Source organism: Martelella lutilitoris, assembly GCF_016598595.1.
Classification (GTDB): domain Bacteria; phylum Pseudomonadota; class Alphaproteobacteria; order Rhizobiales; family Rhizobiaceae; genus Martelella; species Martelella lutilitoris_A.
This window is the reverse complement of sequence record NZ_CP066786.1, coordinates 1,378,337-1,395,703: the sequence shown is the minus strand read 5'-3', so window position 1 is coordinate 1,395,703 and position 17,367 is coordinate 1,378,337. Positions and strand designations below refer to the sequence as shown.

The window sequence follows — 17,367 nt, the reverse complement described above, 5'->3', positions numbered from 1 at the left end:
AGGGTGCGCTGCCGCACGCCAAAAACCTTGACCTTGCGCGCCTGCGGGCGTATTTCCTTCGCGTCAACCTGGAGTTTGGATGTCAAACCGATCGGAATCCCGGTAAGGGCCCTGCCCGCCTTGCTTTGTTGAAGCAAGATGCGCGCAGCGGCCGGAAACCATGAGCCCCGCCGACGAACGCGTCAGCGGGAACATGTTTTTGTGCGCCTTCCCGGCGCCAACCCGGATTTGACGACAATGGACATCTCGCGCAATGAACAGCGCATCCTGCACCTGCTCGCACAGGGCGGCAGGATCGAACTGACACGCACCGAAACCCGAAAGATCGAGAAGGTCGACTGCTTCACCCGCGACGGCTGGCTCTATCCCGGCCTCGACATCACTCTGTTTCGCAAGCTGAAGGCCAAACGCGCCATCCGCTCCAAAGGCGGCAGGCCGTACCAGATCACCGAACGCGGGCTGCGGCTGGTCAGAAGCCAGCCCGACAACACGTAGCAACGGCAGACGGGAGAGGCCGCGCGCCTCTCCCGAGCACTCGTGGCTGCTTTTCGCCCGACGCGTCTACCGCAGGGCTGCGATCTCCGCTTTCAGTCCGTCATATTCCTCAGCGAAACCGCCGCTCTGAACCGGCTTTTTCGCGCGGCGATACCAGTAGCCGGCGTTCCACGTATCGCCTTCGATGCGATGGCAGAGCGCATGCGCCGCATCATAGGGCATCTCGCCCTCATGCGCCTGGCAGATTTCGTGCACCGCCTCCCATTCCGGACCGACGGCGAAGCCCGCCTTGGCGAGGCTTTCGAGCGCCGCGTCAAGGGCTGCCAGTTGGTTGCTGCTCATGAGAAATCTCCTCCTGTTTCTTGCCCGGTCATGCCCGCCAAACGGACTCAGGGCCGCCACCTCACCTCGCCGGCATGCGGCAGATGCTCGAAGGCCGGGCGGCAGAGAAAATAGCCCTGCGCCAGTTCCACGCCCAGGTCCCGCAGCATGGCAAGCTCACCGGCAGTCTCGACGCCTTCGCAGACGAGATCGATCCCCATGTCCCGCGCCATGGCGACGAGATGCTTGACCATGATGCCGCGCCCGGCGCTCTTGTCGATGCCGCGCACCAGTTCCATATCCAGCTTCAGGATATCGGGCGGCATGTTGGCCAAGAGCGACAGACCGGAATGACCGGCGCCGAAATCATCCACCGCCGTCAGGAAACCAAGCTCACGGTAAAGCGTCACGATCGCGTTGAGCTTGTCGGTGTCGGCAACCTCCGATTCCGTGAATTCGAAGATCAGTCGGTCGCTGGACACGTCGCACCGCCTGCCGGTTTCGAGGGTGAGCTGGATGCAGGCGCGCGGCTCGTAGATCGCCCGCGGCATGAAATTGATCGAAAGCTTCGCCCCGGTTTCCATCAGGCCGAGATGCGCCGAAAGCTCGATCGCCTTCACCCGGCATTGCTGATCGAAGGCATAGAGATTGTCATCGCTCAGCTGCGCGAACAGCGTTCCCGCGCCCTCGCCCTTCGTTCCGCGCGCCAGCGCCTCGAAAGCGAAAACCGAACCGTCCCTGAGATCGACGATCGGCTGAAAAGCCATCGAAAAATCAAACGGCAAGGTCTCGGCGTTCAGGCATCCGATACATGATCCGGACATTCAAAAAACTCTCGTCTTAAACGATGCGCTAAGGGTTACCTAATGCATCCTGACCACAAGAAAAGCCCGGCTGCCTGTTTCAGGCAACCGGGCTTCCTGCATTTTCTTCCAAAAAAGCCTTACTCGACGGAGAATTCCAGCGGCTTTGCCTGCTTGATGGCTTCATGGCCGAGCAGCTTGTCGAGCACTTCCGGGGACGGCTGTTCGTCGACATAGAGAAGCGCGATCGCATCGCCGCCCTGATTGTCGCGGCCGAGCTGGAAGTTGGCGATATTGACGCCGGCCTGGCCCAGCGTCGTGCCCATGAAACCGATCATGCCGGGCACGTCGGTGTTGGAGATATAGACCATGTGACGGCCGACATCGGCATCCATGTTGATGCCCTTGATCTGGATGAAGCGCGGTTTGCCGTCGGAGAACACCGTGCCGGCAACCGAACGGGTCTGCTTTTCCGTCGTGATCGTCAGCTTGATATAGCCGTCATAGACGCCCGACTTGTCGCGACGGGTCTCCTGCAGGATGATTCCCTTGTCCTTCAGCATGATCGGCGCGGACACCATGTTGACGTCGGCCACCAGCGGACGCAGCAGGCCGGCGAGCAGTGCGCTCGTCAGCGCCGTGGTGTTCATCTGCGCGAAATTGCCGTCGTAGAGAACCTCGACTTCCTTGATCGGGTTTTCCGTCACCTGGCCGGCGAATTCGCCGAGCACTTCGGCGAGCTTGATCACCGGCTTCAGGCGCGGCGCTTCATCGGCCGAGATCGACGGCATGTTGATGGCGTTGGTGACGGCGCCCTTCAAGAGATAATCCGACATCTGGTCGGCAACCTGCAGCGCGACATTTTCCTGGGCTTCCGTGGTCGAGGCGCCGAGATGCGGCGTGCAGACGACGTTTTCCAGGCCGAAGAGCGGGCTCTCGGTGGCCGGTTCGGTCTCGAACACGTCAAAGCCGGCGCCGGCGACATGGCCGGACTTGATGGCTTCGGCAAGCGCTGCCTCGTCGACGAGACCGCCGCGGGCGCAGTTGATGATGCGGACGCCCTTCTTGGTCTTCGCCAGCGCCTCGGCATTGAGAATGCCGCGGGTCTTGTCGGTCATCGGAACGTGCAGCGTGATGAAATCAGCCTTGGAGAGAAGCTCGTCGAGGTCGACCTTGGTGACGCCCATCTTCTCGGCCTTTTCCTGCGACAGGAAGGGGTCATAGGCGATCACGTTCATCTTGAGCCCGATGGCGCGGTCGCAGACGATCGAGCCGATATTGCCGGCGCCGATGACGCCGAGCGTCTTGCCGGTGATCTCGACGCCCATGAATTTCGATTTTTCCCACTTGCCGGCCTGGGTCGAAACGTCGGCGGCCGGGATCTGGCGGGCAACGGCCAGCATCAGCGAGATGGCATGTTCGGCGGTCGTGATCGAGTTGCCGAACGGCGTGTTCATGACGATGATGCCGCGGCGCGAGGCGGCCGGGATATCGACATTGTCGACGCCGATGCCGGCGCGGCCGATGACCTTGAGGTTGGTCGCGGCCTCGATCAGCTTCTCGGTCGCCTTGGTGGCCGAGCGGATGGCCAGACCATCATACTGGCCGATGATCTCGAGCAGCTTTTCCTTGTCCTTGCCGAGTTTCGGCTGGAAGTCGACATCGATGCCGCGATCCTTGAAGATCTGGACGGCGGCTTCCGACAGGGCGTCGGATACGAGTACGCGAGGTGCCATGGTGGGCCTCCTTCAAAATGGGGTAATTGTCGGGAATGATGAGCCCGCGCCTTTCCGTCAAAGGCGGCGCGAGCCTTGTCAATTCGCCTCGCTTAAGCCGCGAGCTTGGCTTTTTCGGTTTTGAAGGCCCAGTCGAGCCAGCCCATCAGGGCTTCCATATCGGCGGTTTCCACCGTGGAACCGGCCCAGATGCGAAGACCGGACGGCGCATCGCGATAGGCGCCGATGTCATAGGCCACGCCTTCCTTGTCGAGCGCGGAGACGATCGCCTTGGCAAAGGCAGCCTGGGCCGCATCATCGAGCTTGACGACGTCCGGATCGACGATCTTCAGGCAGACCGACGTATTGGAACGGGTCGCCGGGTCTTCGGCCAGGTTCTCGATCCAGTCGTTCTTCTCGACGAAATCGAAGATCACCTTTGCATTGGCGTCGGCGCGGGCAACCAGCCCGTCAAGACCGCCAACGGATTTCGCCCATTTCAGCGCATCGAGATAGTCCTCGACGCAGAGCATGGAGGGCGTATTGATCGTCTCGCCGACGAAGATGCCTTCGATCAGCTTGCCGCCCTTGGTCATGCGGAAGATCTTGGGCAGCGGCCATGCGGGCGTATAGGTCTCAAGACGCTGAACGGCGCGCGGCGACAGGATCAGGATGCCGTGGCCGCCCTCGCCGCCCAGAACCTTCTGCCAAGAGAAGGTAACAACGTCGAGCTTGTTGAAGTCGACCTTCTGCGCAAACACCGCTGAAGTGGCATCGCAGATGGTCAGGCCCTTGCGGTCGGCCGGAATGAAGTCGGCATTGGGCACACGCACGCCGGAGGTCGTGCCGTTCCAGGTGAAGACCACGTCATTGTCGAAATTGACAGTGGAAAGGTCGGGAAGCTGGCCATAGGGCGCTTCGATCTTGCGCGCGTCCTTCAGCTTCAGCTGCTTGATCACATCAGTCACCCAGCCGGCGCCGAAGGATTCCCATGCGAGCATGTCGACGCCGCGTTCGCCGAGCAGCGACCAGAGCGCCATCTCGACGGCGCCGGTATCGGAAGCAGGCACGATGCCGATGCGATAGTCGCCCGGTACGTCGAGCACTTCGCGGGTCAGGTCGATCGCCTCTTTCAGCTTCGCCTTGCCGATTTTCGCGCGGTGGGAACGGCCAAGGGCAGCGTCATTCAACGCTTCGGGCGTCCAACCGGGACGCTTCGCACACGGGCCAGAAGAAAAGCGGGGATTGACCGGACGCACGTCCGGTTTGGTCATATCTGTCATATCTCTACCCTTTCAGATAGTAGCCTCTCGTTGGGGAGAGGTGTCCCGCCGCCGGATATACGGGAGGCTTTGAAAATAGGCAAGGGAAAAGATGACTTGGTGATGACTGCGGGCTGAGATGTGCCTTCTGGGCCGCAGGGAGGCCCATGGCGCCCGGCAGGCCTGAGCATGCGGGCATTGAAACGGGCGGCGCAAAGCCGCCCGTTGCCTTTGTTTTCACACGCCTATTCCGGAGCGCCGAGTTCGTGGGCGGTCTCGTAGCCGTCCATGGTCCAGGTCTTGATGCCCGATGCATCGAGGTCCTGCTTCATCAAGTCGACAAAGCGGATATCGCTATTTTCGTAAGTGCGGAAGAAGAAGCGCTTGTTGGCCGTATCAACGGCGGACGTCCACTGCGTGTAGTCGGAAACCGTGTTGCCGTGTTCATCCTTCTCCTCTTCGCGCGCGACGCCGCGCGGAATGTCGAAATTGTTGAGGATGTGGAAAGCCTGGAAGATCGCGTCGTTGCCGCTCGCGCTCGCCTCCACGCCGTGCGAATAGATCGCGGCGCGCACAAAGCGCGACGGCGAGGTGAAATCACCCGGCATGCCGAGCAGGCCCGTGCCCTGCCCCAGCCCCTCGATTGTCACATCTCCGAGCTTTTGCGGCGGCACATTGTCGACCCCGAGATTGACGTAGTTCTGCAGGTTGGTCATGTGCCAGTCGAAGGGCGGATTGTTGGTAAAGGTGCCGAGCGGATTGTCGCTCACCTGCAGCGTGCCGCCGACATATTCGATCACGATCGTCTCGCCGGAAGCATCGGTGACGACAAAGTGCACCGGCAGAACCATGTTGAACTGCTTGAAGATGACAGGCGCAACGACGATATCGGAAAGCGCCGCCTTCACCTCGTCGACCGTGGCGAAATTGTCGAGAATGTAGGAGCCAAGCTGCCAGGACGCCATCGTCTTGCCGGCCTCTTCCGGCTTGTAGGGCTGGTATTCTGCCGCCTGGGCAAAATAGAAAAGGCCCATGGAAAGACCTTTCTCGTTCACGCCGTCGACAAGATAGGGCAAGCCCATCGGATTGGCGCCGATGCTGGCATATTTCGCATCCCAGCCGAGGCCGGTCTTGCCATCCGGCGTTTCCCCGGTGCGTTGCGTGCCGCGCGGCACCAGGATGACGGAGGCGTCGAGATCGACGTTGAACTCCATCGTGCGCGCGCGCACGACATCGCCGTCTTCGGCCGTCAGCGTGATGCCCGTGCAGGCCTCGGCCACGGAGGCGGAGAACATAACGGAAGCCAATGCCGCCGCCATGAAGGTCCTGCCCTTTGAAGAAAAGATTTTCATGAAACTTCATCCTTGCAATTGAGGCGATCCAATGGATTTCGATTACCGAGGCGAAGCTCTTGAAGACGCTGTGCCTGCAACCTCCCGGACCAGTAAAATCAATAGCTTGACAATCTTTTCCGCGTCAACGAACCAGAAGAGGTAGTCCCAATTTTGGTCTGAGGGGCGCATGCAGCCGGCGGGCCGTAAAGGACTTGCGAACAAGGAGGCGACAGCGATCCTCTGGCGCTATAGGCCGAGCCGGCCCACAGCCCAGGCATAGCCGTCCTTCACGGCGTCGACGGGCGCGACGAGCACGGCCCGGACCTGCGCCTTGTCTGGCAGAACGGAAACGGCCTTGTCCAGAGCCCCGTCTGCGAGGATCAGCAACCTGTTTCCATGCTCCGGCACGTGGCCGTCATTCCCGGGCTGCGGTCCGGCAGCAAGCCTTGTCTGCTCTTCGGGTATCCCTGTCACGGCCATGCCGCCGAGCGCCGTTTCAATCGGCTCATCCTCGGACCGGCAAACTCCGATGACGCTCGCATATTCGGAATATTTGTAGTGGCTGAGATCGCGCTCCAGCGCCTCGTCGCACAGAGCGACGCTTTCATAGGTATCCGGCGCGGTATCGATATACTGGCACCGGGTCAGGCTGTCATCGCAGCCGAGAATGGTCACCACAATCAAAGCTGCCACAGACATCTGCCAGTCCTCCTGCCTAAAAACCCAGAAACGCCGTAGCGCCGGGTGATCCTGCAACAGGAATATGGCCAGATTCGTCCGGCCACGACCGAACCGGCAAGAGAACCGAAGAGAATATGCCTGAGGGCGCCGCCACTTCGGTGGATGCACCAGACCGCGGGATATAACGCGCCAGTCGCCGCGCCCGCGTTCAGATCGTGAGAAGTCCGGTCTTTCGGATGGCCTCAGGCCGCGTCGCGCACGTTGGCGATCACATCGATCAGGCCGGAGACGACGCGCTCGACCTGCGCCGGATCGTCGCCCTCCGCCATGACGCGGATCAGCGGCTCGGTGCCTGACGGGCGGATGACGAGGCGTCCGCGACCCTTCAGCTCCGCCTCGGCATCGGCGATCGCCTGTTTGACGTTGCCGTCCTCCAGCGGCACCGCGCCCGCCGCGATGCGGACATTGCGCAGAAGCTGCGGCACCGGTTCGAACTTGCGGCAAACCTCGCTGACGGGCTTGTCCGCCCGCTTGACGGCGGCAAGGATCTGCAGCGCGGCCACGAGGCCGTCGCCGGTCGTGCCGAAGTCGGAGAGCACGATATGGCCGGACTGTTCGCCGCCGACATTGTGGCCATGTTTGCGCATGTATTCCACCACGTAGCGGTCTCCGACCTTCGTGCGTGCGAGTTCCAGCCCCCTGGCGTTCAGGTGGCGCTCTAAACCGAGATTGGACATCACGGTCGCGACCAGGCCATTGCCCTTGAGTTCGCCGTCATCGGCAAGGTTGCCGACGATCACGGCCATCAGCTGGTCGCCATCGATGATGTTGCCCTTCTCGTCGACGATGATCACCCGGTCGGCATCGCCATCGAGCGCGATGCCGATATCGGCGCGCACCTCATGCACCTTGGCCTGCAGCGTCTTCGGATAGGTCGAGCCGCATTCCTTGTTGATGTTGAGGCCGTTCGGCTCCGCCCCGATCGTCACCACGTCGGCGCCGAGTTCCCAGAGCGCCGTCGGCGCCGCCTTGTAGGCCGCGCCGTTGGCGCAGTCGACGACGACGCGCAGACCGTGCAGCGTCACATCCCGGGGAAGCGTGCGCTTGACGAATTCGATATAGCGGTAGATGTCGCCCTCGACGCGGCTGGCGCGGCCGATCTCGTTGGAACGGGCAAGCTGGGAATAGAAATCGTCGCGATCGACCAGCGCCTCGATCCGGGCCTCGATCTCGTCCGACATCTTATAGCCGTCGGGACCGAAAAGCTTGATGCCGTTGTCGGCATAGGGATTGTGCGAGGCGGAGATCATGACGCCGACATCGGCCCTCAGCGAGCGCGTCAGCATGGCGACGGCCGGCGTCGGGATCGGGCCCAGCAGGTAGACATTGAGCCCGGCGGCGGTAAAGCCCGCGACCAGCGCGTTTTCCAGCATGTAGCCCGAAAGCCGCGTGTCCTTGCCGATCACAACGCGGCGGGCATGGTCGTTGCGGCGGAAGATCGTGCCGACCGCAATCCCGACCCGCATGGCGAGATCGGGCGTCATCGGGAAGGTGTTGGACTGTCCCCGAATACCGTCGGTTCCGAAATACTTGCGTGCCATGTCGTTCCTCGTCTGGGCCGCCGCAGGGGCAACCGTCATGTCTCTGCCGGGCGTGTTCCAGCGTCCTATTGGCAGAAAACCCGCCTCAAGGCACATAAAATAACGTCAACAACGCTAACACGACGTTACCGGAACGTGCAGCGCGGAACGTCCGCCTTCTGTGAGATTGCGTGGATGCAGGCATTCCTGGGTCAGAGTTCGATGCGCAGAAAGAAAAACCGCCGGGGCTGCCGGCGGTTCAGCTTCTCAGTTCGGCTGCGGCTCGAAGCCGTCGCCTTCCTTGCCGTCCGAAGGCTTGCCGGAAGGAGCGTCCTTCTTCGGCCCCATGGAAGGCACCGCAGAGCCGCGCGAGGGCGGCGTGTCGTCGCCGAGATCGCGCGCGGGCTTTTCGCCCTGCAGGATCGCCTTGATCTCGTCGCCGGAGAGCGTCTCGTATTCGAGCAGGCCCTCGGCAACAGCGACGAAGCCGTCATGGTTCTCCTTGAGGATCTTCGTCGCCTCGACATAGGCCTCGTCGATCAGGCGCCGCACCTCGGAATCGATCTTCTGCGCGGTCGATTCCGAGACATTCTTCGACTGCGACACCGAATGGCCGAGGAAGACCTCCTGCTGGTTCTCGCCGTAGGAAACCTGGCCGAGCTCGTCGGAAAAGCCCCATTGCGTCACCATCGCACGGGCAAGCTTGGTTGCCTGCTCGATATCGGAGGATGCGCCGGAGGTGATGTTGTCCTTGCCGAAGGTGATCTCCTCGGCAACGCGCCCGCCCATCATGATTGCAAGCCGCGAGATCATCCATTTGTAGCTCATGGAATAGCGGTCGCCCTCGGGCAGCTGCATCACCATGCCGAGCGCGCGTCCGCGCGGAATGATCGTCGCCTTGTGGACGGGATCGGCCACCGGCACCTTGAGCGCCACCATCGCATGTCCCGCCTCGTGATAGGCCGTGAGCTTCTTCTCCGCCTCGGTCATCGCGGTGGAACGCCGTTCGGCGCCCATCATGATCTTGTCCTTGGCGTCCTCGAACTCGGCCATGGTGACGAGGCGCTTGTTGCGCCGCGCCGCCATCAGCGCCGCCTCGTTGACGAGATTCATCAGGTCCGCGCCGGAAAAGCCCGGCGTGCCGCGGGCAACCACCTTGAGGTCGACATTCGGCGCCAGCGGCGTGTTGCGGGCATGAACCTTGAGGATGCGCTCGCGCCCGACGATATCCGGGTTCGGCACCACGACCTGACGGTCGAAACGACCGGGACGCAGGAGCGCGGGATCGAGAACGTCGGGACGGTTGGTCGCGGCGATCAGGATGATGCCCTCATTGGCCTCAAAGCCGTCCATCTCCACCAGAAGCTGGTTCAGCGTCTGCTCGCGCTCGTCATTGCCGCCGCCGAGACCGGCGCCGCGATGACGGCCGACCGCATCGATTTCGTCGATGAAGATGATGCACGGGGCGTTCTTCTTGGCCTGCTCGAACATGTCGCGCACACGGGATGCGCCAACGCCGACGAACATTTCAACGAAGTCGGAACCGGAAATGGTGAAGAACGGCACATTGGCCTCGCCGGCGACCGAACGCGCCAGCAGCGTCTTGCCCGTTCCGGGCGGGCCAACGAGCAGCACGCCGCGCGGAATGCGACCGCCGAGACGCTGGAATTTCTGCGGATCGCGCAGGAATTCGACGATCTCTTCCAGGTCCTGCTTGGCCTCGTCAACGCCGGCGACATCGTCAAAGGTCACCCGGCCGTGGGCTTCCGTCAGAAGCTTGGCCTTGGACTTGCCGAAGCCCATCGCGCCGCGCGAACCGCCCTGCATCTGGCGCATGAAGAACAGCCAGACGCCGAGGATCAGCAGCATCGGCAGAAGCGTGCCGACATAGCTCAGTATGCCGCCCGAACCATCGCTGACCGGCTTGGCCGTGACGTCGACATTGTTGTTCTCGAGCTTGGTGAGCAGGTTGTCGTCGATGACCGGGGCATAGGTGTGGAAGGGCGAGCCGCCACTGGTGTAGGTGCCGGTGATGTTGTTGCCGGTAATGGTCACTTCCTTGACCCTGCCGGCTTCAACGCTGGATACGAATTGCGAATAGGCCACCTGGTTGCCGGTGTTCTGCGACGGCGTCGACTGGAACATGCTGAACAGCGCGACCAGCAGCAACGCGATTATCGCCCACAGCGCAATATTGCGTAGGTTTGGGTTCATTAAACTCCCCGAAATCATATTTCCGGCACGTCACAATGCCGCTGAATTACGCCTAACATAGGGTCCGTGCCATGTCTTGCCAAGACAAGCCGGTCCCAAGATTCATTTTCTCACCGCAAATAGGCCGGGGCCGGATCGGGATAGGCCGGACGGGCGAAAGCCGCCGCTATCGCATTGGCGAGCGCAAGTTCGAAACCCGGCAGGAAGCGGTCGAACGGCGCCAGGAACGGCGTACAGGAAACGACTTCGAACGGCGGCAGGGCGGGACGAACCTTCCCGGCAAGCCGCGCGAGGCGGCGCGGCAGGAAAGCTTCCGCGCCGGAGCTTGCCGCATCAACGCCGGCAGGGGCAACGCGCAGCGTTTCGCTCGAGCGGTTTTCAATGCGAAAACGCCCGTCCCAGATAACGGACCGGCCCGGCGGGATCTCGTTTTGCCCGAGGTCCCGCCCCTCGCGCACGACGAACAGCGCGTCACGGTGCTTTTCGAGCAGGCAGCGCCCGGCGGTCATGCGTGCGCCGTGCGGGCCCGCACACAACGCCATGGCCCGCTCGAGCGCCGCGCCGCCAGGCCCATAGGCCAGGCCGCCGAGAACGGGAATGAGCAGGTTGAGAAGGTAGCGCGCCGGCGCCGGTGCGTCTGTCAGAAGGCGCGCATCGAGTTCGGCAAGGACGCCCTCGCGGAGCGTGGCGGCCGAAGCGAAGAGGCTCGCAGCCTCCTGAGACAGAGCCCGGCGCACCCGCGCGGCGCTTTCCGCCTCGCCCGCCAGGGCCTCGACCCGGTCTCGCACCATGCGGCGAACGCGCACGCGTTCGAAGCGCGCGTCTTCATTGCTCGGATCGTCGATCCAGCAAAGGCCGCGCCCATCGAGAAACGCCCGGATCGTCCCGCGCCGGACCCGTAGAAACGGGCGCACGACCCAAATCGCGGCATCGACCAGCGTCCTCTCGGCCATGCCGCTCGCAAGAGCGGACCCGTTGCGCGCGCGGCGCATGGCAAGGGTCTCGGCCTGATCCTCCATCGTATGGGCAAGCGCGATGGCGTGGGCGCCGAGACGCTTCGCCTCTCCGGCGAGCAGCCGGTAGCGGGCGTCGCGGGCGGCTGCCATCAGGCCGGATGCGGGCTTCTCGCCCGTCCAGCGCAATGTGGCGTGGGCAATGCCGCGGGCGGCGCAGAAGGTTTCGACCCAGGCGGCCTCTTCGGCCGCTGCTGCGCGCAGGGCATGGTCGACGGTCGCGGCCGAAAGCCTGACATCCTCCCTTCCGGAAGCGCGCCGGGCCTCGTCAAGCGCCGTCAGCAGGCCGATCGAATCGCCGCCGCCGGAAACAGCGACGAGGAGATGACAGTCTTTCTTGAGCGAAAGCAGGAATTGCCGTGCAACGGCCTCAACCGCGCAGGCATTGGAGGAAACGGCGGCGGGCGCCGGCGTCAACATCCGTTGGCCGTCAGTTCCGCGCTCGCCTTGTCGAGAACCGCGCGAGCGGCGTCCGGATAGCGTACGGGCACTTCGGCGAAAGTAGCGCAGGCGGCGTCCTTGTTGTCCATGCCGGCCAGCGACTGGCCGAGCTTCAGCAGCATTTCCGGCGCCTTGTCGGATGTGCCATAGGCCTTGTAGGCGTTCAGGAAGGTCTTGGCGGCTTCGTTGAATTTCTGCTGCGCCAGCATCGATTCGCCGAGCCAAAAGCTCGCATCGGGAATGAGCGGACTGTTCGGATAGCTCAGCACGAATTCGCCGAAGGCATCCTCGGCCTGCTGATAGTCGCCCGAAAGGATGAGGTTGTAGGCGACATTGTAGAAGGCGGCATCATCGCCGCCGCCTTCCGCGCCCTCCGGAAGGTCGGGCGAGACCTCGCCGGGCATGGTGGCGTCATTCATGGCGCTGTCGGGCATCGGCGGAAGGTTGTCGATCGACGCCGTTTCACTGTCCAGTCCGCTGCCGGATGAAGGCGGCGCGGCCATGCCGCTTTCCAGATCCTGCAGGCGGAATTCCATATCCTCCTGCAATTTTCGGATCCGCTCTTCCATCTGCAGCAGCTGGAAGCTCAGGTCCTCGACCTGGCCGTTGAGGTTCCTGACCTGCTCCTCAAGCTGCATGATCCGCATGGCCGGGTCGGTTGCCTGAACCTGAACCACTTGTCCTTGTCCGCCGCCGGTTGCCGGAAACAGCGACAGGCCGGCGGCCGAGGCGCTTGCCTGCATGCCGAGGACGGCGGAGCCTGCCAGCAGACACAAAATTGCTTTTCTCATGATCCCTTTCCCAAAAACTGTCCCTGAAACCAGTAAAACAGACCTGCATGTTCACCGACATGCCGTTTTCGGCCATATTTAGATCAAAACGCATTTTCATGCACTGCGGACACAAAAAAACCGGCCCAAGGCCGGTTTTTTCTTCATCTTTCAGTCCCGATCAGCTTCCCGCGCCCTTGAGCACGGTCACCGTGCGGCGGTTCTGCGACCAGCAGGAGATGTTGTCGCAGACGGCGACGGGGCGTTCCTTGCCGTAGGAGATCGTCGAGATCCGGTTGGCCGGAATGCCGCGCGAGACGAGGTAGTTCTTGGTGGCCGTGGCGCGGCGGGCGCCGAGCGCCAGATTGTATTCGCGCGTGCCGCGCTCGTCGGCATGGCCTTCGACGCGGATGGCATAGCTGGTGTAGCGCTGCAGCCACTGGGCCTGCTTGTCGAGAGTCTGCGCGGCGATCGGCGTGATCGCGGCCGAATCGGTCTCGAAATAGACCGTATCGCCGACATTGAGGTCGAAATCCTGGACGCTGCCCGGAGAGGCGACGCCCGCATTGGCGCCCGCCATGCCCTGGCCGCTGCCCGGCAGGTTGTCCTGCTTGGATGCGCAGCCGGCAAGGCCAAGCGCCATGACCGCGCAGAGCGCGACGATAGCAGGCCTCATCGCCCTTTTCCTGGAAAGGCCTTCAACTCCAAGCGTGGCTCGGCTCATTACCGCTCTCCTTCAAGCGTTCCAATCAAAAGTCCAGCACCCTTCGGCCGGACCAGATACGCGTTTTTTTCTAACGTGACGGCCGTGCGCTGATCGCGTCTTGCGCACCTGCCGACATTGACGAAATGACCTATCAAATCGCCGTTAATCCCCCCTCAACAAACACCGTTAACAAAGGGTGAATGCGAGGTCGAAAAACTCGGGCGCCGCTATTCGAGAAGCGGCGACCAGGCCGGATCGGAGGCAAAGTCAGGCGTCGAAATACGCTGTTCGTTATAGCCTGTCAGGTCGATGGAATAAAGGTGCGGGCCCCCCTCGCCGGCATTCTGGCGGAAGAACATCAGCACGCGGCCGTTCGGCGCCCAGGTCGGGCCCTCATTGTGGAAGCCGGTGGTCAGGATGCGCTCGCCGCTGCCGTCCGGCTTCATCACGCCGATGGAGAACTTGCCCCCGGATTGCTTGGTAAAGGCGATGAGATCGCCGCGCGGCGACCAGACCGGCGTCGAATAGCTGCCGTCGCCGAACGAGATGCGGTGCTGGTTCGAACCGTCGGCATTCATCACGTAAAGCTGCTGGCGCCCGCCGCGATCGCTCTCGAACACGATCTGGTTACCGTCGGGCGCATAGGAGGGCGAGGTATCGATGGCAGCCGTGCTGGTCAGCCGGGTCGTGGCGCGGGTCCTCAGGTCCATCGTATAGATATTGGCATTGCCGTCCTGTTGCAGGCTCATGATGATGCGCTGGCCGTCGGGCGAGAAGCGCGGCGCGAACGTCATGCCGGGGAAATTCCCGACGACCTCGCGCTGACCGGTCTCCAGCTGCAGCAGATAAACGCGCGGCTGGTCGTTCTCATAGGACATGTAGGTGACTTCCTGCCGGTTGGGCGAGAAGCGCGGCGTCAGCACCATGTATTGGCCGTCGGTCAGCATCCGCACATTGTAGCCGTCCTGGTCCATGATCGCGAGCTGGCGCTTGCGCGCCGTCTTGGGTCCGCTCTCGGAAACGAAGACGATGCGGCTGTCGAAATAGCCCTGTTCGCCCGTCAGCGCCTGGTAGATCGAGTCGGCGATGATATGGGCAACGCGGCGCCAGTTGTCGGGCTGGGTATAGAACTGCTGGCCGATGATCTGCTGGCCGGCATAGGTGTCCCACAGCCGGAATTCGGAGCGCAGGCGGCCATCCGCCTCGCGGGTGACGCGGCCGACGACGAGCGCCTCGGCGCTGATCAGTTGCCAGTCCTGAAACCGCGGCGTCTGGTCCGGATCGTTGATCTGCTGGATGAAGGCGGAGCGGTCGACCGGCTTGAACAGGCCGGAACGCTGAAGATCCGCGGCGATCACGCCGGAAATGTCCGCGCCAAGTCCGTCATCCGAAATGAAATCGGTGATCGCAATCGGCAGCGGCTGGACATTGCCGCGCGAGATGTCGATCTCGACCAGCGCATAGGCCGGGGCCACGAAAGCGAGGCCGAGGCCGGCCCAGGCGACAGAAAGAAATACGAGACAGCGTTTGAGCATGACAGGTCAGGCCTTTCAGCGTTGAGTGCGACGGTCTGATGCGGCGGGTTTAGTCCCTCCGCTTTCCTCCGGTTAACCGTTAAAGCATCTGGCTTGGGTCGAAGTTCACGATAACTTCGCTCCAGGCGTCATATTTTTCCGGCGGAAGTTGGACGAAGGGCGAGGATTTCAGTACCGCGCGGCGGGCCCCGCCGGCAAGAATGCGCCGCGCGCTCTCGCTGCCGCCGGTTGCCGTCACCTCTGGCGTTCCGACAATCGCACCGGATGGATCAAGCTTCATGTGTATGCGTATGCGCACGCCTTCCGCGCCGTCAAGCCCGGCAAGGATCGACCAGTTGCGCTGGATCTGGCCGCGAAGCGCGTCGAGCTCGCTCTGGGAAAGCTGCGCTGAATTGCTGGGGCGCTGCGTGCCGAGGGCCGCCGGCGTTTCCGTGCGCCGCGCGCCGCCGCCGGTTGCCTCGGTGCGGTTCAGGAGCGCGGCGATGTCGTCGACATTGAAGTCGTCGGTTTCCGTGGAAGCCGTCGTCTGGCTGTCGGTTTGCGGGGCTTGCGCCGTGCGGGTCTCGCGCAGCGCCGGCTGCGCGGGACGGCGCGTCGGCAGGGGCGCCTGATCCGGGAAGGCCAGTTCAGGCTCTGCCGGCTCGGCTGGCGGAGCGGGCTCCGGTTCGGGCGCGCTGGCCTCGGCCGGCTCCGGCGTTGGCGCGGGTGCGGGCTCGGGCGTTTCAACGGCTTCCGGCTCCGGCGCGGGTTCAGGCGCCGGGGTCGGCTCGGGCGCAGGTGCAGGCTCGGGCTCCGGCGCGGGCGCCGGTTCAGGCGTGGGCTCGGGACGCTGTGCGGGTTCGGGTACAGGCGGCGGGGCCTCCGCGACGTCCTGCTGCGGCGCAGGCTCGGGCGTTTCGGCGGCGGAAGGCGTCGGCAGCGCCGCCTGCTCCTGTTCCACATTGTCAGGCGTCGCCTGTTCCGCCCTGTTCAGGTCGATCTCGTTTTCGCCGACATTCTGCGCATCGGCCACCTGGTCCTGACGCCGCGTCGGGACGGGTGCCGCGATCTCGGCAAGCTCCGCGTCCTGATCGCCTTCCTGCACCTGGGTGATGTCCTGAACCGGGATCAGCGTCACCGGCAGGGCATCGACATCCGCCACTTCCATGGACGGCGGCGTGCCGAGCAGAAACACTGCCCAGCCGATGACCAGACAGTGCAGAACGAAGGAAATGGCGAAGCTGCGCGTCATGGCGGGAAATCAGCTATCCTGTTCCTGCAGGGTCACCAGGCCGATATTCTTGAAACCCGCCGCCGAAATCCGCGCCATTACCCGCATCACCGTGCCGTAATCGGCATTGGCGTCGCCGCGCACATAGATGCGCTCGGAATAGCCGGTCGTGGCGATCGCCTCAAGCTTCGGCACCACCTCGTCGATGCCGATTTCGGTTTCCTGCAGATAGATCTGGCCTTCCGGATTGACCGAAATCGTGATCGGCTGGGTATCGGAATTGAGCGCCTGCGCCTGCGTCTCAGGCAAGTCGATCGGCACGCCGACGGTCATCATCGGCGCGGCGACCATGAAGATGATCAGAAGCACGAGCATGACGTCGACGAGCGGCGTCACGTTGATTTCGCTGACGGGGCCGCGCCGCGCGCGTCTTCGTCCCCGGCGGCTGCCGCCCGTGGCGCTTGTTCCTGCGGTCATTCCCATATCGCAATCTCCCTCGGATTATTCCGCGGCCGGGCGCGACTGGAGTTTCTCGTCGATCTGGCGCGACAGGATCGCGGCGAATTCGTCGGCAAAGCCCTCCATGCGGCCGACAAGCTTTCCGCTGTCGGCGGAGAACTTGTTGTAGGCGACAACGGCGGGAATGGCGGCGACGAGGCCGATGGCGGTTGCCAGAAGCGCCTCGGCAATGCCGGGAGCGACGACGGCGAGATTGGTCGATTTCGAACCGGCGATCGCCTGGAAGGAGGTCATGATGCCGACAACCGTGCCGAACAGACCGATGAAGGGCGCCGCCGAACCGGTGCTGGCGAGGAAGCCGAGGCGGGCCTCCAGCTTTTCCGATTCGCGTTGGATAGCGACATCCATCGCCTTTTCCACGCGCATCTGCAGGCCGACGGGGGCACGCGCGCCGCGCTCGAAGGATTTCTTCCACTCGCGCATGGCGGCGACGAAGACTGCCGACATGCCGGAGGTCTTGCGCTCCGACAGGTTCGAATAGAGCTTCTCCAGCGAGGTGCCGGACCAGAAGGCATCCTCAAACTGGTTATAGGCGCGGCGTTCCTTGTTGTAGGCGATGATCTTCTCGATCACGATCGCCCACGTCCAGACCGAGGCGGCGATCAGGCCGATCATGACCAGTTTGACGATCAGTCCGGCCTGCATGAAGAGCGCCAGAAGGCCGACATCGGCGTGTGCTGCTTCCAACCCAAGCTGTTCCATGTGACGTAAGTCCTTGAATATATGGGCCCGGTTGACCGGGCGGGTACGGTTAGAGCCGCCTGCGAG

Annotated in this window: 16 protein-coding genes; 1 reads left to right on the top strand and 15 read right to left on the bottom strand. The window is 63.1% G+C overall.

Going from position 1 to position 17,367, the window contains the following annotated elements:
* The first annotated feature begins 237 nt into the window (after window positions 1–237).
* On the top strand, window positions 238–495 hold the full coding sequence (locus JET14_RS06565; RefSeq protein WP_024710098.1) for a YjhX family toxin: 258 nt from the start codon (window positions 238–240) through the stop codon (window positions 493–495).
* Window positions 496–561: 66 nt separating this feature from the next.
* On the opposite strand, the gene JET14_RS06560 is transcribed toward JET14_RS06565, so the two are convergent.
* The 15 genes from JET14_RS06560 to tolQ form a co-directional block, all read right to left on the bottom strand.
* Window positions 562–837: a hypothetical protein gene (locus tag JET14_RS06560; RefSeq protein ID WP_200337334.1), complete on the bottom strand. Its 276-nt coding sequence runs from the start codon at window positions 835–837 to the stop codon at window positions 562–564.
* A 47-nt stretch (window positions 838–884) separates the two neighbouring features.
* Window positions 885–1,583, bottom strand: a complete 699-nt coding sequence (locus JET14_RS06555; protein WP_246750544.1) for an EAL domain-containing protein — start codon at window positions 1,581–1,583, stop codon at window positions 885–887.
* A 176-nt stretch (window positions 1,584–1,759) separates the two neighbouring features.
* The gene (gene serA, locus JET14_RS06550; RefSeq protein WP_200337332.1) at window positions 1,760–3,355 is read right to left on the bottom strand and encodes a phosphoglycerate dehydrogenase; all 1,596 of its coding nucleotides are present in this window, start codon (window positions 3,353–3,355) and stop codon (window positions 1,760–1,762) included.
* Window positions 3,356–3,447: 92 nt separating this feature from the next.
* Window positions 3,448–4,617 (bottom strand): phosphoserine transaminase, encoded by a 1,170-nt coding sequence (locus JET14_RS06545; RefSeq protein WP_200337331.1) that lies wholly within the window; start codon window positions 4,615–4,617, stop codon window positions 3,448–3,450.
* Between the two features lie 224 nt (window positions 4,618–4,841).
* Window positions 4,842–5,948 carry a linear amide C-N hydrolase gene (locus JET14_RS06540; protein ID WP_200337330.1) on the bottom strand — a complete coding sequence of 369 codons (1,107 nt, stop codon included), beginning with the start codon at window positions 5,946–5,948 and terminating at the stop codon, window positions 4,842–4,844.
* 228 nt (window positions 5,949–6,176) lie between these two features.
* Entirely contained in the window at window positions 6,177–6,629 is a 453-nt protein-coding gene (locus JET14_RS06535; RefSeq protein WP_200337329.1) for a hypothetical protein, read from the bottom strand.
* Between the two features lie 224 nt (window positions 6,630–6,853).
* Entirely contained in the window at window positions 6,854–8,212 is a 1,359-nt protein-coding gene (glmM, locus tag JET14_RS06530) for a phosphoglucosamine mutase (RefSeq protein WP_200337328.1), read from the bottom strand.
* Between the two features lie 246 nt (window positions 8,213–8,458).
* A complete protein-coding gene (gene ftsH, locus JET14_RS06525) occupies window positions 8,459–10,405 on the bottom strand; it encodes an ATP-dependent zinc metalloprotease FtsH (protein WP_200337327.1) in 1,947 nt (648 codons plus the stop codon).
* A 110-nt stretch (window positions 10,406–10,515) separates the two neighbouring features.
* Window positions 10,516–11,838 carry a tRNA lysidine(34) synthetase TilS gene (gene tilS, locus JET14_RS06520; protein ID WP_200337326.1) on the bottom strand — a complete coding sequence of 441 codons (1,323 nt, stop codon included), beginning with the start codon at window positions 11,836–11,838 and terminating at the stop codon, window positions 10,516–10,518.
* Window positions 11,832–12,650 (bottom strand): tol-pal system protein YbgF, encoded by an 819-nt coding sequence (gene ybgF, locus JET14_RS06515; RefSeq protein ID WP_200337325.1) that lies wholly within the window; start codon window positions 12,648–12,650, stop codon window positions 11,832–11,834. Before ybgF ends, tilS begins: the two co-directional genes overlap by 7 nt.
* Before the next feature lie 160 nt (window positions 12,651–12,810).
* Window positions 12,811–13,353: a peptidoglycan-associated lipoprotein Pal gene (pal, locus tag JET14_RS06510; protein ID WP_200337324.1), complete on the bottom strand. Its 543-nt coding sequence runs from the start codon at window positions 13,351–13,353 to the stop codon at window positions 12,811–12,813.
* Between the two features lie 209 nt (window positions 13,354–13,562).
* The gene (gene tolB / locus JET14_RS06505) at window positions 13,563–14,870 is read right to left on the bottom strand and encodes a Tol-Pal system beta propeller repeat protein TolB (protein WP_200337323.1); all 1,308 of its coding nucleotides are present in this window, start codon (window positions 14,868–14,870) and stop codon (window positions 13,563–13,565) included.
* Window positions 14,871–14,949: 79 nt separating this feature from the next.
* Complete coding sequence (locus JET14_RS06500; protein WP_200337322.1) at window positions 14,950–16,101, bottom strand: hypothetical protein; 1,152 nt, start codon at window positions 16,099–16,101, stop codon at window positions 14,950–14,952.
* Window positions 16,102–16,110: 9 nt separating this feature from the next.
* Window positions 16,111–16,563, bottom strand: a complete 453-nt coding sequence (tolR, locus tag JET14_RS06495) for a protein TolR (RefSeq protein WP_024707293.1) — start codon at window positions 16,561–16,563, stop codon at window positions 16,111–16,113.
* A gap of 18 nt (window positions 16,564–16,581) precedes the next feature.
* Window positions 16,582–17,301 (bottom strand): protein TolQ, encoded by a 720-nt coding sequence (gene tolQ / locus JET14_RS06490; protein ID WP_138748323.1) that lies wholly within the window; start codon window positions 17,299–17,301, stop codon window positions 16,582–16,584.
* Window positions 17,302–17,367 lie beyond the last annotated feature (66 nt).